Source organism: Lactiplantibacillus sp. B652, from assembly GCF_023806745.1.
In the GTDB taxonomy this organism is placed as follows: Bacteria; Bacillota; Bacilli; order Lactobacillales; family Lactobacillaceae; genus Lactiplantibacillus; species Lactiplantibacillus pentosus.
Genome location: NZ_JAMSKY010000005.1, coordinates 59,098 through 73,791 on the forward strand (window position 1 = coordinate 59,098; position 14,694 = coordinate 73,791).

Below are 14,694 nucleotides of genomic sequence, written 5' to 3' on the forward strand. Positions count from 1 at the left end.
CCCCTTCGATAACTAATGATTGACAATGTATGCCTTGAAACTAGTATAGCTTAAATTTACCGCAATTTCAGGTGCTTCGCAAACTTTAGCCTCATCAATCGTTAATTTATTTTTAGCCTCCTGGTCGGGATTATTTGCAACAAGATAGTGCGTTAAATCCGACGTGCGGCAAGGTGCAGTGCCAATTGGGTGGCTTGCGTGACTGACCCCTGCGTTTCGTGACACCAACGCGCAGCCAAAGTCAATGCTGGTGCACGTAGTCTGGCTGCAATCAACGTTGCCACGTCTTCTGCTGCCGATTGATGTAAGCTTTGCCCAAGCTCACGTAACGTCGCAGCCAACCGCATCCCCGTTTCAAAATATTGGGTCCTCGCAGTCGGCGCTTCTAACGCCACGTGCTGGTTAGCACGTTGACCGGCGTCAATCCACGCGTCCGGGTCAGTGGGACTTGGCAACCACAACATCAATGCGGTAAACCACGTCACCACTTGAAGTTGTTCATTGGTCACACCGATGATCGACCACGGATTTAAATCTAACTGGCGTAACTCTAAATACTGAATGCCCGTTTGGCGCAAGGTCGATAAGTCACGACCACCACGCAACCGCACTTGTCCATAATACTCTTTGACCGCGCTTAACTGCCCACGGGCGACTGCCGTCTGCAAACTATCACAATACTGTGTCAGTGACGCATAGGAAACATGCAGGCCAGGCCGATTCACGTAGCCCTCAGGACCATTGCGCAGACTACGTACTAACCCATGACTCTCGTGAAATCCCGAATTCGGCCAAACGTGCGGCGTACAGCCATATAAATAAGTTAATAGCCACCGATAATGTAAATAATTTTGCGCGATATGCAAGTAGCAGTGATTCCGAAAGTCGACCGGGTCGGTTATTTCTGTCTGCGTCTGAAATAATGCGGTCAGCAGGTCCGGATTTAAGCTGATATTGCAATGCAGACCAGATAGCATTTGCCGACGCCGACCGTACCGTTGCGCGAGGCCCTCACGATACGCGACCGCCGCCCTGTCCAGCTTTGCAATTGGAATTAGCCTTTCGTCCGTTGGCAAGGCCGGTGGGACACTCAAGGGCCAAATCAGTTCAGGTGCGATTCCCTGGCGAACCTGGCGCGTTAATTCAGTCAACGCCCTACCAGCAGCTTCAGCATTGGAACAAACTGGGGTCACTAACTCGACCTGAGTTTCAGCGAAGTCCCGCTGCAGCCCAGGTAATTTTCCAATCAAAGCGGGCGCCAAATCCGTTTGCGCCAATTGACCAGTTTCAACGATCCGCTGGCCTTCACGCTCGAGGCCGACTTGGAGCATATTCGAATTAATTGCTACTGAATTTAATTTCAATAACTGTTGCCAATCCATGCCCACCGCCCCATTTCTAACGCTATCCTAGCATACCTAGTCCATCGGTTCATAAATGATGACCATTATTTTAGGTCAGCTAACACATTAATTCAACAATATTGATATATTACTGACATTTTGTGCTTGTTATTCTCTAGCATTATAGATGATTAAATCATGCCGGTTGGGATTGCTGTTCGTCAGCCGATGCGCATCCGATTCCGACTTCCGGGGCTGGCTGACAACGCTGGAACAGGGCGGACATCGATTTGAACTCACGCAGAACCCCACTGCGCGATTTCAAATACGAGTCTTCTTCTAGCCCGGGAACCCCACCCGGACAAGAAGAACTTCGCCCTTGAGCATTGTCAGCCAGCCCCTACAGTCGGTAACCCGCTCGAATGGCGGATAAACGACCACCTAACTTGGTGCAATTGACCACTGAATACTAGGAGACTGGTCCTTCAGGCAAAGCTTAATCGGTGTCGATGATGACTGATGGCATTTAATTACTAAGAAGATTGCCTGAATATGATTCACTCATTTTAATACTATTAATTTTGATGATGACTAATCTTAAATTTAACCGATAAATTACCTTTGTTATTGAAGATTTTGCAATCTCAAACGACTTGAGAAAATCCTGACAAGTTCAGTGAGGATGTTTGTCAGATACCTTATCGCATGGGCAAAAGAGTTTATCTATTGTTAGAACCGGTCTGACAGTTGAATATCAAATTGGCCCTATAGCGTAGAAGCAAAGACTAATCTAACCAAAAGTTGGGTCCGCACATGTCTGCCTTTCGAATGCCTGAAAGCCGGTGTAGGAAGCATCCGCTACAGCAAGTTTACGGTAACTCGCACTGTTTCCAGCGGGTCGCAGCTGGCGGCTCTTGAACTTGAAAAATGGCATGATTAAATCATGCTTCATGACGAATTAACTAGCACAATACGGATGACTTATTTTATCTAAGCAACAAAAAAACGAGCACCCAATTTAGCTAGGCACTCGTTTTTAAATAAAAATTAAAGTAGTTCCGCAAAAACGTCTTCTTGAGCATTAAGGTAGTTTTCACCGGGTTTGATCTCGGTCATCTTAATTCCCGCTAAAGCACGTTCCATTAAACCATCAACGTCGATACGTTCTTCGTAAGCACGTGAACGATCCAACTTCGGATGGGTCTTCGGTGCTGGTGGCGCGAAGATCGTACAGCAATCTTCAAAAGGCATGATTGATAGATCATAGGTGTCAATGTCTTCAGCAATCTTGATGATTTCCGTCTTATCCATTGAAATCACTGGCCGTAAAACGGGTAAAGTCGTCACATCATTGATAGCAATCATGCTATCCATGGTTTGTGAGGCGACTTGCCCAAGTGATTCACCGTTGAAAATCGCCTTGCCATGCCGTTGACGCGTCACTGCGTCCATCAACCGCATCATCAAGCGCCGTTGCACGGTCATCAAGTAGCCTTCTGGAACCTTTTCCTTGATTTCCTCTTGAATCTCAGTGAATGGAATCTGAATAAACTTGACGCGACCAGAGTAACTGGCGAGCGTCGAGGCTAATTGTTTGGCCTTGGCGAGCGCTTGTTCACTCGTGTATGGCGGACTAAAGAAGTGCACCATCTCCATGTCAACGCCGCGTTTCATCCCGAGATAACCGGCAACTGGTGAGTCGATACCACCAGATAACATCAACATCCCCTTACCAGCAGTCCCTACTGGCAGGCCACCAGCACCTTGAATCGTTTCGGATGACAAGAAAATCCCATTCAACCGAACTTCGACACGCAGGACGATGTCTGGATTCTTCATCTTAACTTGAATCCCGTCGACGTGGTCAAGAATTTGACCACCCAACATATCGTTGATCTGGTTCGTGTCATATTCGAAGTGGTGGTCAGAACGACGGGTGTTGATTTTAAACGTCATTCCCGGTTGATACTGGGCTTTGATCATTTCGATCGCCGTCGCGTAGACCGCATCCATATCCGTATCCACTCGAATACTTGGTGAAAAGTTTTGAATCCCGAACACTAACTTCAAACGATCCATGACAGGTGCAGCATCTTCATCATTTAACATGATGTGCATCCGGTCACGGTTCGCATGAACTTTTAGAGTTGGAAAATCGTGCAACGCGTTGCGGACGTTACGGCCCAAGCTATCGATAAAGTTCCGCCGGTTCTTACCCTTGGTCGACAACTCGCCGTAACGTACCATAATTTCAGTGTACTGCATGAACAAGTTCCTTTCCGTTATGCATCTGCATTGATTTTAGAGAATTTTTGATAAAGCTGATCAAAAACTTTGATAAATTGGTCGGCTTCTGCCAACGTATTATTTTCATCAAGACTGACCCGGACGGCACTCGTGGCAATATTTTCTTGCACGTGCATCGCCATCAACGTACTTGACGCCATGTGTTTCTTAGACGAACAAGCACTAGTCGTCGAAATATAGATGCCCTGATCTTCAAACGCGTGGACGATGGTTTCGCCCCGCACCCCATTGATCGTGAAGCACAGGATATGTGGTGCAAATCCATCAGTCGGTTGGCTAAAAATCGTGACTTTCGGGAACGTCTTGATGTGGTCGTAGATTCGCTGTTTGATGGCACGTTCGCGAGTGACCTTTTCGTCCTCACCCGTCAATAATAGACGTAGGGCCTTCGCCATTCCAGCGATTGCGGGCAAGTTTTCAGTCCCCGAACGCCAGTTACTTTCTTGACCGCCACCATTCATGAGCGGTGCTAATTTGCGCCCATTCCGCGCATAAATAAAGCCCACGCCCCGGGTCGCATGAAACTTATGGCCTGAGAACGTCACAAAATCGACCCGGTCATTCATGATCATGTTCTGAATGCCCTTGCCGATGCCTTGAACCGCATCAATGTGGAAGTGAATCTTTGGATATTGTTTTAACAAATCAGCCACTTCAAGTAGTGGTTGAATCGTACCAATCTCATTGTTGACGGCCATCGTGGAAACCAGAATGGTGTCCGGTCGAATCGCCGCTTTCAAATCAGCCACGTTAATACGGCCTTCTTGGTCCACGGGTAAGTACGTCACTTCATACCCCAGTTCTTTCAACTGTTCCATCGAATTGTGGATAGCCGGATGTTCGACCGCCGTGGTAATCAGGTGTTTCCCAAAGGCACGTTTCTCAATCGCCGTCCCCTTGAGCACCCAATTATCACCTTCCGTCCCACCTGACGTGAAGAAGATTTCGTGCGCCTGAACGCCGAGTAAATCGGCAATCTGTTGGCGCGATTGTTCCAATAAATGAAAGGCTGTTTCACCAAAGTTATGCAAACTAGAAGGATTCCCCCAGATTTTCTGAGAGACCTTCGTATAAGTATCTAGTACGGCGGGAGCAGCTTGCGTCGTCGCACTATTGTCAAAATAAATCATTACTACGCCTTCTCTTTCCAAGAAAGTGTGCCTTGCACTTACTTTCGATAAGAATTCTTTGCAATTATACCAAAAATTAGGACTGAAACAAGATTTTTTGTTTCAAAAACGCGATTAATCGACGCTAGCAGCAGTATCGCTGAAGCTCACAAGCAATCATCCTGCAATTGTCGGGCATTTTTTGACGCCAATCAAAAACCAGCTGGCCGTGGTTGCGTTCATCACAATCACCACCAACTGGTTGGCATTTATCTTCTTGATTGGCGCTAACTAAGCATCAGCATCTGAACTAGCCGCCTGCTTATTAGCATAGTAGCTGTCCTCAATCCGTTTGTAAGAGCCAGGATCGACCTTATCGACCGCCGTCGCAATAACTTCCAAGCTCCGTGCGTAGTCATGGGCTTCGTTGAACAACCGTTGTGCTTCAACACTCGCTTCTTGAACATCTTCATGACTGTTTTTATAACGATTAGCATATTGCAAGAGTTGTTCGGCAATCAATGCAGCATCCGTCAAATCATCGGTCTTCTCTTTTAAGGTAGCCATATCGGCCTGAATCACGATGAGTTGCTTCGTAATATCATCCATGTTAATCACAAGTTTATTGATATCATGGTCTAAGCGCTCGATTTCCTTAGAAACGACCCTGAAGTAATCCAGATAATCCTTAGGTAAACCTGGCAGATTCAGATTTTCCACTTGGCGTTTGACCGCATGGATTTCAAAATCAAACCGTTGCAAGGTCTCATGAGCCTTAGATTCCTCAGCAGTCAAGTTGGCAACACCCTGGTTGATTGCCACTTGTTCCTCTTCAATGCCGGTGAGTTGTTTGTCCTGCTCCTCAAAGTGAGCTGCAATCTCACTGAAAACCGCTTGCTTACTGGTAATCGCAGTCGTATCGGCTTGATAAACCGCCTGAATATTCTTCAATTGCTCGTTCAATTCACGCGTCCGTTCAACTTCATTGTTATTGAGTGTATAACTTTGTGCTAACCGGTCCAATTCGACTTGTAAGCGGTGGTTTTGATTCATCGCGTGCGTCAAGAACTTGCTGATCTCTTCTTGGCGTTGGTCAACGATGGCTTTGGCGTCGATTTCTGCCTGCATCACATCGTACAAATGATCGATACGCTTCTCAATCGCATGATTGCCATTTTCCGCATCGGTGACTTTCAAGTCGCCCAGCAACGCGGTGTTATCATCGATGGCTTGTTTGAGGCCCTGAATCTCAGGTTCGATTGAATCCACTTCGAAGTGAAAATGTTGGGCGGTCAATTGTTGATAACCACTCGCTAGTTCAGCTAATTGATCAGGAAAGCCACTCACTAAGTCTTTATAAATCGGTGGAATCCGGTCAATATCCATTTCAAGGGCGCCGGTATCATGATGTAACTGGTCTAGGACCTTTTCAGCCGCATCGTGATCGCCAGCCTTCGCTAATTCAGAAAAATGATCGAAGTCACTTTCCAAGTTGGCGAGCTGATCTTCAAGTTTGTCGATACTCGGGCCAAACGAGAAGTTTTGCGACAACAACGTCTTCCGCAAGTTTTGATATTTTTTCTCTAAACTCGCAACCGCTTGACGGTGGGCCGCATCGGCGTCATCTAAGGCTTGTAGCCCGTCACGAATTTCGGCCTGCCGCTGTTCGATTTGATCCAACAGTGCCGCGACTTTTTTTAGATTTTGTTGGGCGTCTAAGAACTTGATGCCGCGCGCCTCGGTGGTAATTGTCGCCAATTTATCGCTTACTGCGGGCAACTGGTCGTTTTCCACTTCTTGACCAGCACTCTGCAACGCTTCCAACTTTTCTAACGAGCCGCCCGTTAGTCCGAGTTGTTCAATTTTTTCGAAATCCGTGGTCTGTGATTGTTTCACTAACGCTTGTTGGCGCTCCGTCAGTTGGCGGACTTGCTTATCAATATAATATTGAAAGCCCTTGACCGCCGCGTAGATGACAATCGCAACCACCACAATGCCGATTGCTACTTGCATACGAATACCCCTTACATTAATTATTCCGTTTTAATTGCGTTGCGCCTCACCCTGCTGAGAACCGCAGCCTTGCTTTTTTCTGAAAATCCAATTAAAATCTATCTTAAATTATAACATAGACGTAACTAACGGACAGTAACAATTTGTTAACATTCAAGGAGGATTTTCCCATGGCTACCACCGAAACATCACTTATGAACCAACAGCTCGACGCGTTACTTTTTCAAGAAACGAACTTGGTCGCGAACCTAGCCAACGCTAGCGCCCTCCTCAACAGTACGTATGACGACTTGAACTGGGCCGGCTTCTACTTATTTAACGATGAGACTGGCGAGCTTGACCTCGGTCCCTTCCAAGGCAAAGTTGCCTGCATGCACATCAAAGTCGGTGCAGGGGTCGTTGGTACGGCCTTTGAAACGCAAACTAACCAACGGATCGCGGACGTTCATCAATTTCCAGGCCACATTGCCTGCGATAGTGCCAGCAATTCTGAAATCGTCGTTCCAATCACCAAAGACGGTCACCAAATTGGCGTCCTCGACGTTGATTCCCCATCCTTAGACCGTTTTAGTGCCGAAGATGAGGCTGAATTAACCGAATTCGTCGCAATTTTAACGACGCACATTGACTAACCATTACCAAACGTGTTATGCTACTCTTTGTGTAAAATAATGCAGCAGTAAGTGGGTAAGCTCGTCAACAGATTGGTGCCAATATTTTGGTCAGTTAGTAACCTGCGGCTGCAATGGTGAACCCTGCAGTCCAATCTGAACGAATATCGAACTTACATCGGATTATTTTACTCCAACTAAAATTATTGGAGGAAACATTTTATGTCTCGTTATACAGGTCCAAGTTGGAAGATTTCCCGTCGTTTGGGAATGTCCCTTTCAGGTACTGGTAAAGAATTAGCTCGCCGCCCTTACGCACCTGGTGATCATGGCCAAGGTCGTCGTGGTAAGCTTTCAGAATACGGTACTCAATTACGTGAAAAGCAAAAGTTACGGATGATGTACGGTTTAACTGAACGTCAATTCGCTAACTTATTCATCAAAGCTGGTAAGATTCGCGAAGGTAAGCATGGTGTTAACTTCATGATCTTACTCGAACGTCGTTTGGATAACATGGTTTACCGTTTAGGTTTGGCAACGACTCGTCGTCAAGCACGTCAATTAGTAAACCATGGTCACATCACTGTTGATGGCAAGCGCGTTGACATCCCTTCATACGAAGTTAGTGTTGGCCAAGTTGTCTCAGTTCGTGAAAAGTCCAAGAAGTTGGCTGTTATCACTGGCGCCGTTGAAGCCGTGGTTGCACGTCCTAACTTCGTTCAATTCGATGCTGATAAGCTTGAAGGCTCATTAACTCGTTTACCAGAACGTGAAGAACTTGAAGCAGATATCGACGAATCATTAATCGTTGAATACTACAACAAGCTTTAATTTCCGGTTATTAAAAACCGTCGCGGTTGCGGCGGTTTTTTTGTGTTCTTTTAACGATTTAGCTGTTCAAGAATCGGGCGCTTCTAGGCATACTACTGAACCCCAATGACGCCGCCCTCGCCTGCATTAAAGCTTCGAATTCTTGCACCCACTTCAGCCATCATCCTCCTAGCAACCGGTATCTGATCACCATTATTCATCATTAACATTTGAAGCGAGCGATCCATCACTTCAATATTGGGCACATTCACTACAAATGACCGATGAACACGAATAAAGCTCGGGTTAGCAACCACTATTTCCGATAGCTTTGCGGTCACGGTTCGTTTGGAAAAATTAGTCACCACGTCAATCTTGTGTGGTTCATCAGCCGTCTGAAAGTAGTTGACGTCCAACAGCGGCAGCTGCAAACTGATCGATTTATTTTCAAAGAAAAACCAGCCCCCGTTCTTCTGACTACTACCAATCATCGGCAAACGCAAACTCGCTTTCAGATCAGTCACAATTCGCCGATTCAAGTCGCTGTCGCCTATGCTGTACGTATTTAGTGGGTAAACACGTGACTGGATAATTGCCATCGCATTTACGGGCTGCGTAGTGACTAAACTGATCACTGCGAATTTATCAACCGCTCTAATCAGCCGGCAAACCTTTAAGGCATACGTGTCCCAATGGGCAAAAACCACAAAATAAACCTGATAATTGGGTTTTTGCGTCAAATATCGTGCGACGCGTTTTAATGACGACAAATGGCAGACGCGTTTGACTAACAATAATTCAGGCCCACCATTGAATTTCTGACAAAAACATTCCCCACTTGCGAAGTCTTCAGAACAAATGCAAACATCGAATTTCATTGATTTCCCCCATCAACGCTGTTTTTCATGGCAACACTAGAAGACAAGATACAATGATTAAACCTAACGCTTTACACCACAAAGTCTAGCATATCGCTTGGACGTTCTCTATCAATCGCGTCTCTTGTTTCATACACTAAAACGGACAGTTGATCTAAGCAGCGCTATAGCGACTTAAATTAACTGTCCGTTTCCACTCAATCTGAATGACATCAATAATTTACAGATAAGGATCAAAAATGGTTGGCGTTTCAGCAAGCTGCGAGATTAGATGGCGATTCTTCAATTCTTTTTCACGCAACAGCAGCAACATGTGCCACGTATATTGGTACAATTTCTGATTATTAGTTGGCAGCATCACCGGTACCATATCGTTTTCGCGAAAATTATGATACAAGTCAATCATCACGAATTGAGTCCCCTTGCCGTTCCTCAATTCGTGTATCATCCGTTTCAGGCCGTTTTTATATGAAATCGACTGCTGATTATCAACAGGCTCTTGATAGGCAGTTTCAATCAACTGTTCCAAAGTTTCGGCATCTGCATCCATCCTAATTACCCCCTTGTGCCTTACAAAATTTTCGCTAACTCGAAAGATTTTGTCTTTCAACAAGGTTATAATCCTTTTGGCCACCGGCTACCAGCTATTCTCCCAAACAGGATACTAGGACGCTTAAGTGGCTGAATGCGATTTTTCACCCGTCTCATCGCCCGCTTTTGACTATCTATTGTTCATCACTTGATCATAAATCGGGAGTAACTGCTCAAACGTTGCCAAAATCGTCGCCGTTAGTTCAGCCGGATTATCAAACAACGGGTCTCCTACTTGAACCGACCGCCCCACGACCAGTTCACTATGTTTATACTGATCAAATTTCTGAATTGCTGCCGTAATATTAGCGGGAGTGGCGGGCATTGTCTTGGCTTCACCGTGATTATTACTGATGACATAACCAGCGGGCAACGCCATGAGCTTGGGCGTTAAATCTTTAATCGCCATTTTAGCCTGAACACTAGGCTTACATTCGTCCAAAATATCAAAATAGATAAAGAGCCGGTCGGGCCACAAACCGAGTTCAAAATGCGGCCAGGCCTTATAACTCCGCTTATTTTGACTAAAAGCCACCCACGTATCTACCGGCGGATTCTTGTGGCGCCGCAGATGTTTGGCAACATGGGCATAAAATAGCGCACCGTTTGGCTGTTGTAAGTGATCAATAATCAGCGGTGCCAGTTGCTCAAACTTCGGGTCAATCACCGTTTTGATCAGCTGCATCCGTCCAGCCAGTGTCGGGTCGTTAAAGATTTCAAAATCTTGATTCGTAAACACGAGACTCATCTCCATCAGTCGTTTACACTAACCATACCGCACCACCAATCCGAACGCCACCCCCTTCTCTTCGCTATTCTGACGGTAACATGCTACAATGATAATTACTATCTAGGAAAGGATGTTAGACAATGGCTGAAACAGACAAACAACCGGTCGATCGAATCGAAACTGCCATCCACGGGACGCCAAAGCTGCATCCCGACGAACAACGAAAGTACCTTGGGACATTTCGTGAACGCGTCGAAGTCGCAGTGACCGTGGCGCAAATTAAGCAGGCAGACTACGTCGATGCACTGACCCAGGCTTTTGCGGCCCATCCCGATAACCAACTATTCATCAATGGCAATCTGGAACAGGACTTGATTGGGCCATACATCAAGGCTGCGAGTCACGCCAATATCAAATTCACCATCAAAACGGATGATATTTATCGTACCGCTGATGACAATTACGCCCTGGTGTTCACCGCGGCAACGGCCATCAACCAAGACGATATTGATATTGCTCACCGCTATCCAGCACAAAGCACGTCGACTGACGAAGATGATAACAAGCCAGCTGGGTTGTTAGATAAATTCAAAAAATTATTATAAGCATTCAGATAACAAAAGCCCGGACGACTTTAAACTTGAAGTCGTCCGGGCTTTTTTCATGCGCTAGCTATGCGCTAACGTACTATACAAACTCATTGCGAATAACGCCAAGATAACGACGACCATGACGATGATCGCAATCACCTGCGTGGTCATGACGCTTAATAATAACAATATCCCGCCACCAACTAAGGTGTAACCTAACCAATACCGCACGCGCCGCCAAACCATCGGATGAATCGGCCGGGTGCCACGCCGCACCTGTGCGTACTGATTGGCACTAATCGTCGGCAAGTAGTTGCCAATTGCCATGAAGATGAACGCCACCAAGCTGATGGCAATCCGCCAAATATCCATCCGATGGCCCAAATTGTAGCTAATCGTGGTGGCATAAATCACGCCAGACAGTACGGGCACGATCCAAATCATCATCCGCTCAAATCGTGGCGCTGGCCCTTTGTGGGTCGCATTCAGACGTGTAGCTCCCACGCAGATCAGTTGAAAAACCACCATTAACAATGGCAAGCCAAAAACGACCACCACTTTACTTGCCATGCCATTCGGCTGATTATCCAAGTTGAAATGAATTGCCATTCGGACTGGTAACGCTTGATAGTTGGCCACGCCATACAAAATCGGTAATAAAATCACAATATAACTCAACCATAATTGCACGCTACGCTTCATCATTATTGTCATCCCCCTGCTTGCCGCTGAACCGATACAGCCACGTCAACATCTCTTCGAACACACTCGCATTTAACTCATAATACAAATAATTTTTTTCTTTAGTGACGGTAACCAAACCCGCGGACCTCAATAATTTCAGGTGATACGAAACCGTCGCTTGGCTCAAATTAAAGTGTGCGGCAATTTCGCCCGCCGACTGTCGATTCTGTCGCAACTCCTCCAGAATTTGCCGTCTCACCGGGTCAGCAATCGCCTTGAACGTTGTATTCAATGCCATCTGAACCCCACCTTCTCACTACCTATTTAGATATATCTCTAAATAGATTATAACAACGAGTTGTTTGAAACACAAGGGAGTATTTAGAAAAATTTCGAAACAGATTTCCTAGATGCTTTGATGCTTGGCTTCAACGTTTAGGTCAACCATTTCGACGCAAAAAATCGGTTTTTAAGTTGGGGCTTAAAAGCCGATTTTCTGTCGTAAGTTTCAGGATGATGCCTGCTATTTTAGTGTGCACTGAGACTAGCATACGCTGCCGATTACGAGGCGCAATATATTTGCCTTGCACTGTCACAACCAGAGACTAGTCTGCCGGCCCCTACTCCGCAAACAACGTCTCCACCAACGTATCCGCCACCGGCCGCGCCGTCCCAAATGTTGGGAATAAGTGTGGATACAAGTATGGTGCGGCATGAATTCCCAGATAGACCGCCATTTCGGGATGCTCAGGCACTAATTCGGCGTATAGGTTGGGGATCATAACATCCACACCGGCCACGGATAACTGTAAGTCCGCCACCAACTTTTCAACCGCTTCAATATACGATTGATGCATGTCATCAGTCGCATCGAGGACGTCTGCCCCATTCCCAAAGGTCGCATCTTCACGCAATAAAATCTGTGTTCCACGACTGACGACCGAGTCTAAATCAAGATGGTAGGAAGCCAACCGATAACGTTCGATTGTCCCTAGTTGAAGTTCTGATTGTGGGTACTGGAAGGCAGGTCCACGCAATGCTCGGCCATTTTTGCGCGCAAGTAAGGCCTCAACGGTGGAACGACCATCCCCAACGATGTTAGCAGGGAGCCGCTCAACAATCGCCTGAACGTGCCCACCAATGACTAAGAAGCGATAGCTTGAAGCAACCACGACTTCTTCCGCCATTACCGCACGCGTTTGCTCAAATAATTGCCGGACGACTTGTTCGAACAACTGCCGTTCTGGCATGATCCGGAAAACGACCACTTTATGCGTCGCATCCGCAGCTTTTAACACGATACCGCCCGCTTGGACGTACCGGTCATAGTCGTCGATTAACTGGTTGGCCGAATGGTAAGTCTGTGAAGCAGGCACCTGCACCCCGTGTTCAGCTAAGACTTGTTTGGCGGCAGCTTTATGTTGCAAAACCGTCGTCAAGGCTTGTGGATTCAAATCAGTGCCGCTGCCATTGACCACCAGCCATGATTGACCGAGCTTCGTTAATCGTAAAATATTTGTGGACTCGTCGATCACATCGGCCTGAATACCACGTGTCAGCGCCGCCTGCACCACTTGTTGGCTGGAAATATCCAGTCCAGTAAAGCCATCGAGTTCAAATGGCCGTTCGGTTGCTACTTCCTGATAGTTAGTTGCCTGTTGCAACGCCCAAGTTAACGGTTCTGATTCATTGGCAATCCGCGCACTCGGGGTCTTTTTCGGATCGGTGACCCGTTGCTTTAACTGTTTCAACAACACGGCGTCATCATTCGGCAATCCATAAGCTTTCACGAAATCGGCCAGTGCATCTAAAACTTGCGCTGCCGGAATGGCCTGAGCACTGGCGGTCGTTGGATTTTCAGCTAAAACCTGCTGGGTTAATTGGTCCGCCTGGGCATTGACTTGTGGCACCAGTTTGGTTGGCAAACCAGGCATCATCACGAAATAACTGGCCAATAGACGCATCAACGCGATGGCATTGGCGTCGACCCCGTTGGCCTTGGTTGGATCCAGGTCAAGGCCGCGGTACTCAACATAGTAGACCCCTTGGCGTGCCATCGTAGCTAACTGGCCATTACTGTGAAACCGAACTGGACCATCGAAATCGTTCACAGATAACAACTGCTCTTGACGCACCGCAGCCGTTAATTTCGCAACGTAGCGGTCAATCGTCGTGTAGTCCCCAGTGACCGGTTGGTAGCGCCCATCTGGATGCTGAACGCTACTGCGCCGTGGCCGCGTCTTGGTATCGGTCACAGCTAATCGCGGTGATGCTCCAAATAGATACTGAATCAGCCAGTTCATCCGCACAAAGCCCTGTGCGACTTTCAAATAAATCACGTTGCGAAAATTGACGTAACTATGATATTGCTGATGAAAAACTTCGGTATACAGCCGCGTAAATAGTTGCTCATTGAGGCTCAAATTCACGTGCGTCCCAGTCGTCAGTAGTTTCTGGAGGTCCGTCTGCTGAGCCAAGTCACGGCGGTGCTGGTAACTCGTTTGGTCAACATCCGCCAGTTGAATCGTCGATAAGTCTTCCGGCAAGACTGGTGTACTTGACAGCGGCCAGAGCTGTTCATCAGCTGCTAACGTCCGACGAGCGGCCATGTTTAGCCCGTTCAAGTCGGCCATCAACGTTGGAATCGTGTGCCGAACGGGTGTGGCTATTTTTAACGTACTAGCCGCAAAGCCCGGTCGCAATTGCCGATTTTGCTGAGGACTGCCAAACCTCTGCGGATGTGGTGTGGTCGCGAGGTGGCCCTGGCGATCAACACGCTGCATTGTGACTTCCAGCCCGAGGTTCGTCTGATGAACGAGCGGGACCAAATGATACTGAACAATTGCTTTACCAACTGCATCTAATTCCATAATGATCAATCCTTATTTTTTATTTAGTCTTCTAAACCTATGCGCATTGTGCGAGTTAATCTTCGTAATTGATGATTAAAACGTGCCAGTAGCTGGTTTACCGTTAGTCAGTCGAGTCTATTTCCTAATCCAACTTTCAGGGCTGCCGACAACGCTAA

Annotated in this window: 13 protein-coding genes; 3 read left to right on the forward strand and 10 right to left on the reverse strand. The window is 46.9% G+C overall.

The features are described 5' to 3' along the window. Positions 1 to 152 precede the first annotated feature (152 nt). The 4 genes from MZO40_RS07820 to ezrA form a co-directional block, all read right to left on the reverse strand. Positions 153 to 1,382 carry a glutamate--cysteine ligase gene (locus MZO40_RS07820; protein ID WP_105962038.1) on the reverse strand — a complete coding sequence of 410 codons (1,230 nt, stop codon included), beginning with the start codon at positions 1,380 to 1,382 and terminating at the stop codon, positions 153 to 155. 1,008 nt (positions 1,383 to 2,390) lie between these two features. Then, a complete protein-coding gene (gene thiI / locus MZO40_RS07825; RefSeq protein WP_105919792.1) occupies positions 2,391 to 3,608 on the reverse strand; it encodes a tRNA uracil 4-sulfurtransferase ThiI in 1,218 nt (405 codons plus the stop codon). 17 nt (positions 3,609 to 3,625) lie between these two features. Further along, positions 3,626 to 4,780, reverse strand: a complete 1,155-nt coding sequence (locus MZO40_RS07830) for a cysteine desulfurase family protein (protein WP_050339368.1) — start codon at positions 4,778 to 4,780, stop codon at positions 3,626 to 3,628. A 270-nt stretch (positions 4,781 to 5,050) separates the two neighbouring features. Continuing rightward, positions 5,051 to 6,772: a septation ring formation regulator EzrA gene (gene ezrA, locus MZO40_RS07835; RefSeq protein WP_105962037.1), complete on the reverse strand. Its 1,722-nt coding sequence runs from the start codon at positions 6,770 to 6,772 to the stop codon at positions 5,051 to 5,053. A gap of 170 nt (positions 6,773 to 6,942) precedes the next feature. Between ezrA and MZO40_RS07840 the strand changes: the two genes are divergently transcribed. Then, positions 6,943 to 7,404, forward strand: a complete 462-nt coding sequence (locus MZO40_RS07840) for a GAF domain-containing protein (protein WP_021338328.1) — start codon at positions 6,943 to 6,945, stop codon at positions 7,402 to 7,404. A gap of 201 nt (positions 7,405 to 7,605) precedes the next feature. Then, positions 7,606 to 8,214 carry a 30S ribosomal protein S4 gene (rpsD, locus tag MZO40_RS07845; RefSeq protein WP_003641475.1) on the forward strand — a complete coding sequence of 203 codons (609 nt, stop codon included), beginning with the start codon at positions 7,606 to 7,608 and terminating at the stop codon, positions 8,212 to 8,214. Positions 8,215 to 8,306: 92 nt separating this feature from the next. Here the strand turns inward: rpsD and MZO40_RS07850 are convergent, their stop codons facing one another. The 3 genes from MZO40_RS07850 to MZO40_RS07860 all read right to left on the reverse strand — a co-directional run bounded on the left by MZO40_RS07850 (position 8,307) and on the right by MZO40_RS07860 (position 10,401). Continuing rightward, complete coding sequence (locus tag MZO40_RS07850; RefSeq protein ID WP_252133207.1) at positions 8,307 to 8,933, reverse strand: LytTR family DNA-binding domain-containing protein; 627 nt, start codon at positions 8,931 to 8,933, stop codon at positions 8,307 to 8,309. Positions 8,934 to 9,291: 358 nt separating this feature from the next. Next, positions 9,292 to 9,621: a hypothetical protein gene (locus MZO40_RS07855; protein ID WP_105919795.1), complete on the reverse strand. Its 330-nt coding sequence runs from the start codon at positions 9,619 to 9,621 to the stop codon at positions 9,292 to 9,294. Positions 9,622 to 9,792: 171 nt separating this feature from the next. Beyond that, complete coding sequence (locus MZO40_RS07860) at positions 9,793 to 10,401, reverse strand: DUF1054 domain-containing protein (protein WP_105962035.1); 609 nt, start codon at positions 10,399 to 10,401, stop codon at positions 9,793 to 9,795. 131 nt (positions 10,402 to 10,532) lie between these two features. Here MZO40_RS07860 and MZO40_RS07865 point away from each other — a divergent pair, with 131 nt between their 5' ends. After that, positions 10,533 to 10,997: a YueI family protein gene (locus MZO40_RS07865; RefSeq protein ID WP_105962034.1), complete on the forward strand. Its 465-nt coding sequence runs from the start codon at positions 10,533 to 10,535 to the stop codon at positions 10,995 to 10,997. A gap of 63 nt (positions 10,998 to 11,060) precedes the next feature. On the opposite strand, the gene MZO40_RS07870 is transcribed toward MZO40_RS07865, so the two are convergent. From MZO40_RS07870 to gshAB, 3 genes are all read right to left on the reverse strand, one after another. Beyond that, positions 11,061 to 11,687: a DUF1648 domain-containing protein gene (locus tag MZO40_RS07870; protein ID WP_252133208.1), complete on the reverse strand. Its 627-nt coding sequence runs from the start codon at positions 11,685 to 11,687 to the stop codon at positions 11,061 to 11,063. Continuing rightward, positions 11,674 to 11,964, reverse strand: coding sequence for an autorepressor SdpR family transcription factor (locus MZO40_RS07875; RefSeq protein ID WP_003639197.1), 291 nt, complete (start codon positions 11,962 to 11,964; stop codon positions 11,674 to 11,676). The genes MZO40_RS07870 and MZO40_RS07875 overlap by 14 nt, the downstream gene beginning before the upstream one ends. Positions 11,965 to 12,286: 322 nt before the next feature. Beyond that, positions 12,287 to 14,536 (reverse strand): bifunctional glutamate--cysteine ligase GshA/glutathione synthetase GshB, encoded by a 2,250-nt coding sequence (gshAB, locus tag MZO40_RS07880; protein ID WP_105962032.1) that lies wholly within the window; start codon positions 14,534 to 14,536, stop codon positions 12,287 to 12,289. Between the last annotated feature and the right edge of the window lie 158 nt (positions 14,537 to 14,694).

Coding starts and splice junctions, on each gene's coding strand:
- MZO40_RS07820 (WP_105962038.1), bottom strand. CDS start 1,382: ATGGATTGGCAACAGTTATTGAAATTAAATTCAGTAGCAATTAATTCG.
- thiI (WP_105919792.1), bottom strand. CDS start 3,608: ATGCAGTACACTGAAATTATGGTACGTTACGGCGAGTTGTCGACCAAG.
- MZO40_RS07830 (WP_050339368.1), bottom strand. CDS start 4,780: ATGATTTATTTTGACAATAGTGCGACGACGCAAGCTGCTCCCGCCGTA.
- ezrA (WP_105962037.1), bottom strand. CDS start 6,772: ATGCAAGTAGCAATCGGCATTGTGGTGGTTGCGATTGTCATCTACGCG.
- MZO40_RS07840 (WP_021338328.1), top strand. CDS start 6,943: ATGGCTACCACCGAAACATCACTTATGAACCAACAGCTCGACGCGTTA.
- rpsD (WP_003641475.1), top strand. CDS start 7,606: ATGTCTCGTTATACAGGTCCAAGTTGGAAGATTTCCCGTCGTTTGGGA.
- MZO40_RS07855 (WP_105919795.1), bottom strand. CDS start 9,621: ATGGATGCAGATGCCGAAACTTTGGAACAGTTGATTGAAACTGCCTAT.
- MZO40_RS07865 (WP_105962034.1), top strand. CDS start 10,533: ATGGCTGAAACAGACAAACAACCGGTCGATCGAATCGAAACTGCCATC.
- MZO40_RS07870 (WP_252133208.1), bottom strand. CDS start 11,687: ATGATGAAGCGTAGCGTGCAATTATGGTTGAGTTATATTGTGATTTTA.
- MZO40_RS07875 (WP_003639197.1), bottom strand. CDS start 11,964: ATGGCATTGAATACAACGTTCAAGGCGATTGCTGACCCGGTGAGACGG.
- gshAB (WP_105962032.1), bottom strand. CDS start 14,536: ATGGAATTAGATGCAGTTGGTAAAGCAATTGTTCAGTATCATTTGGTC.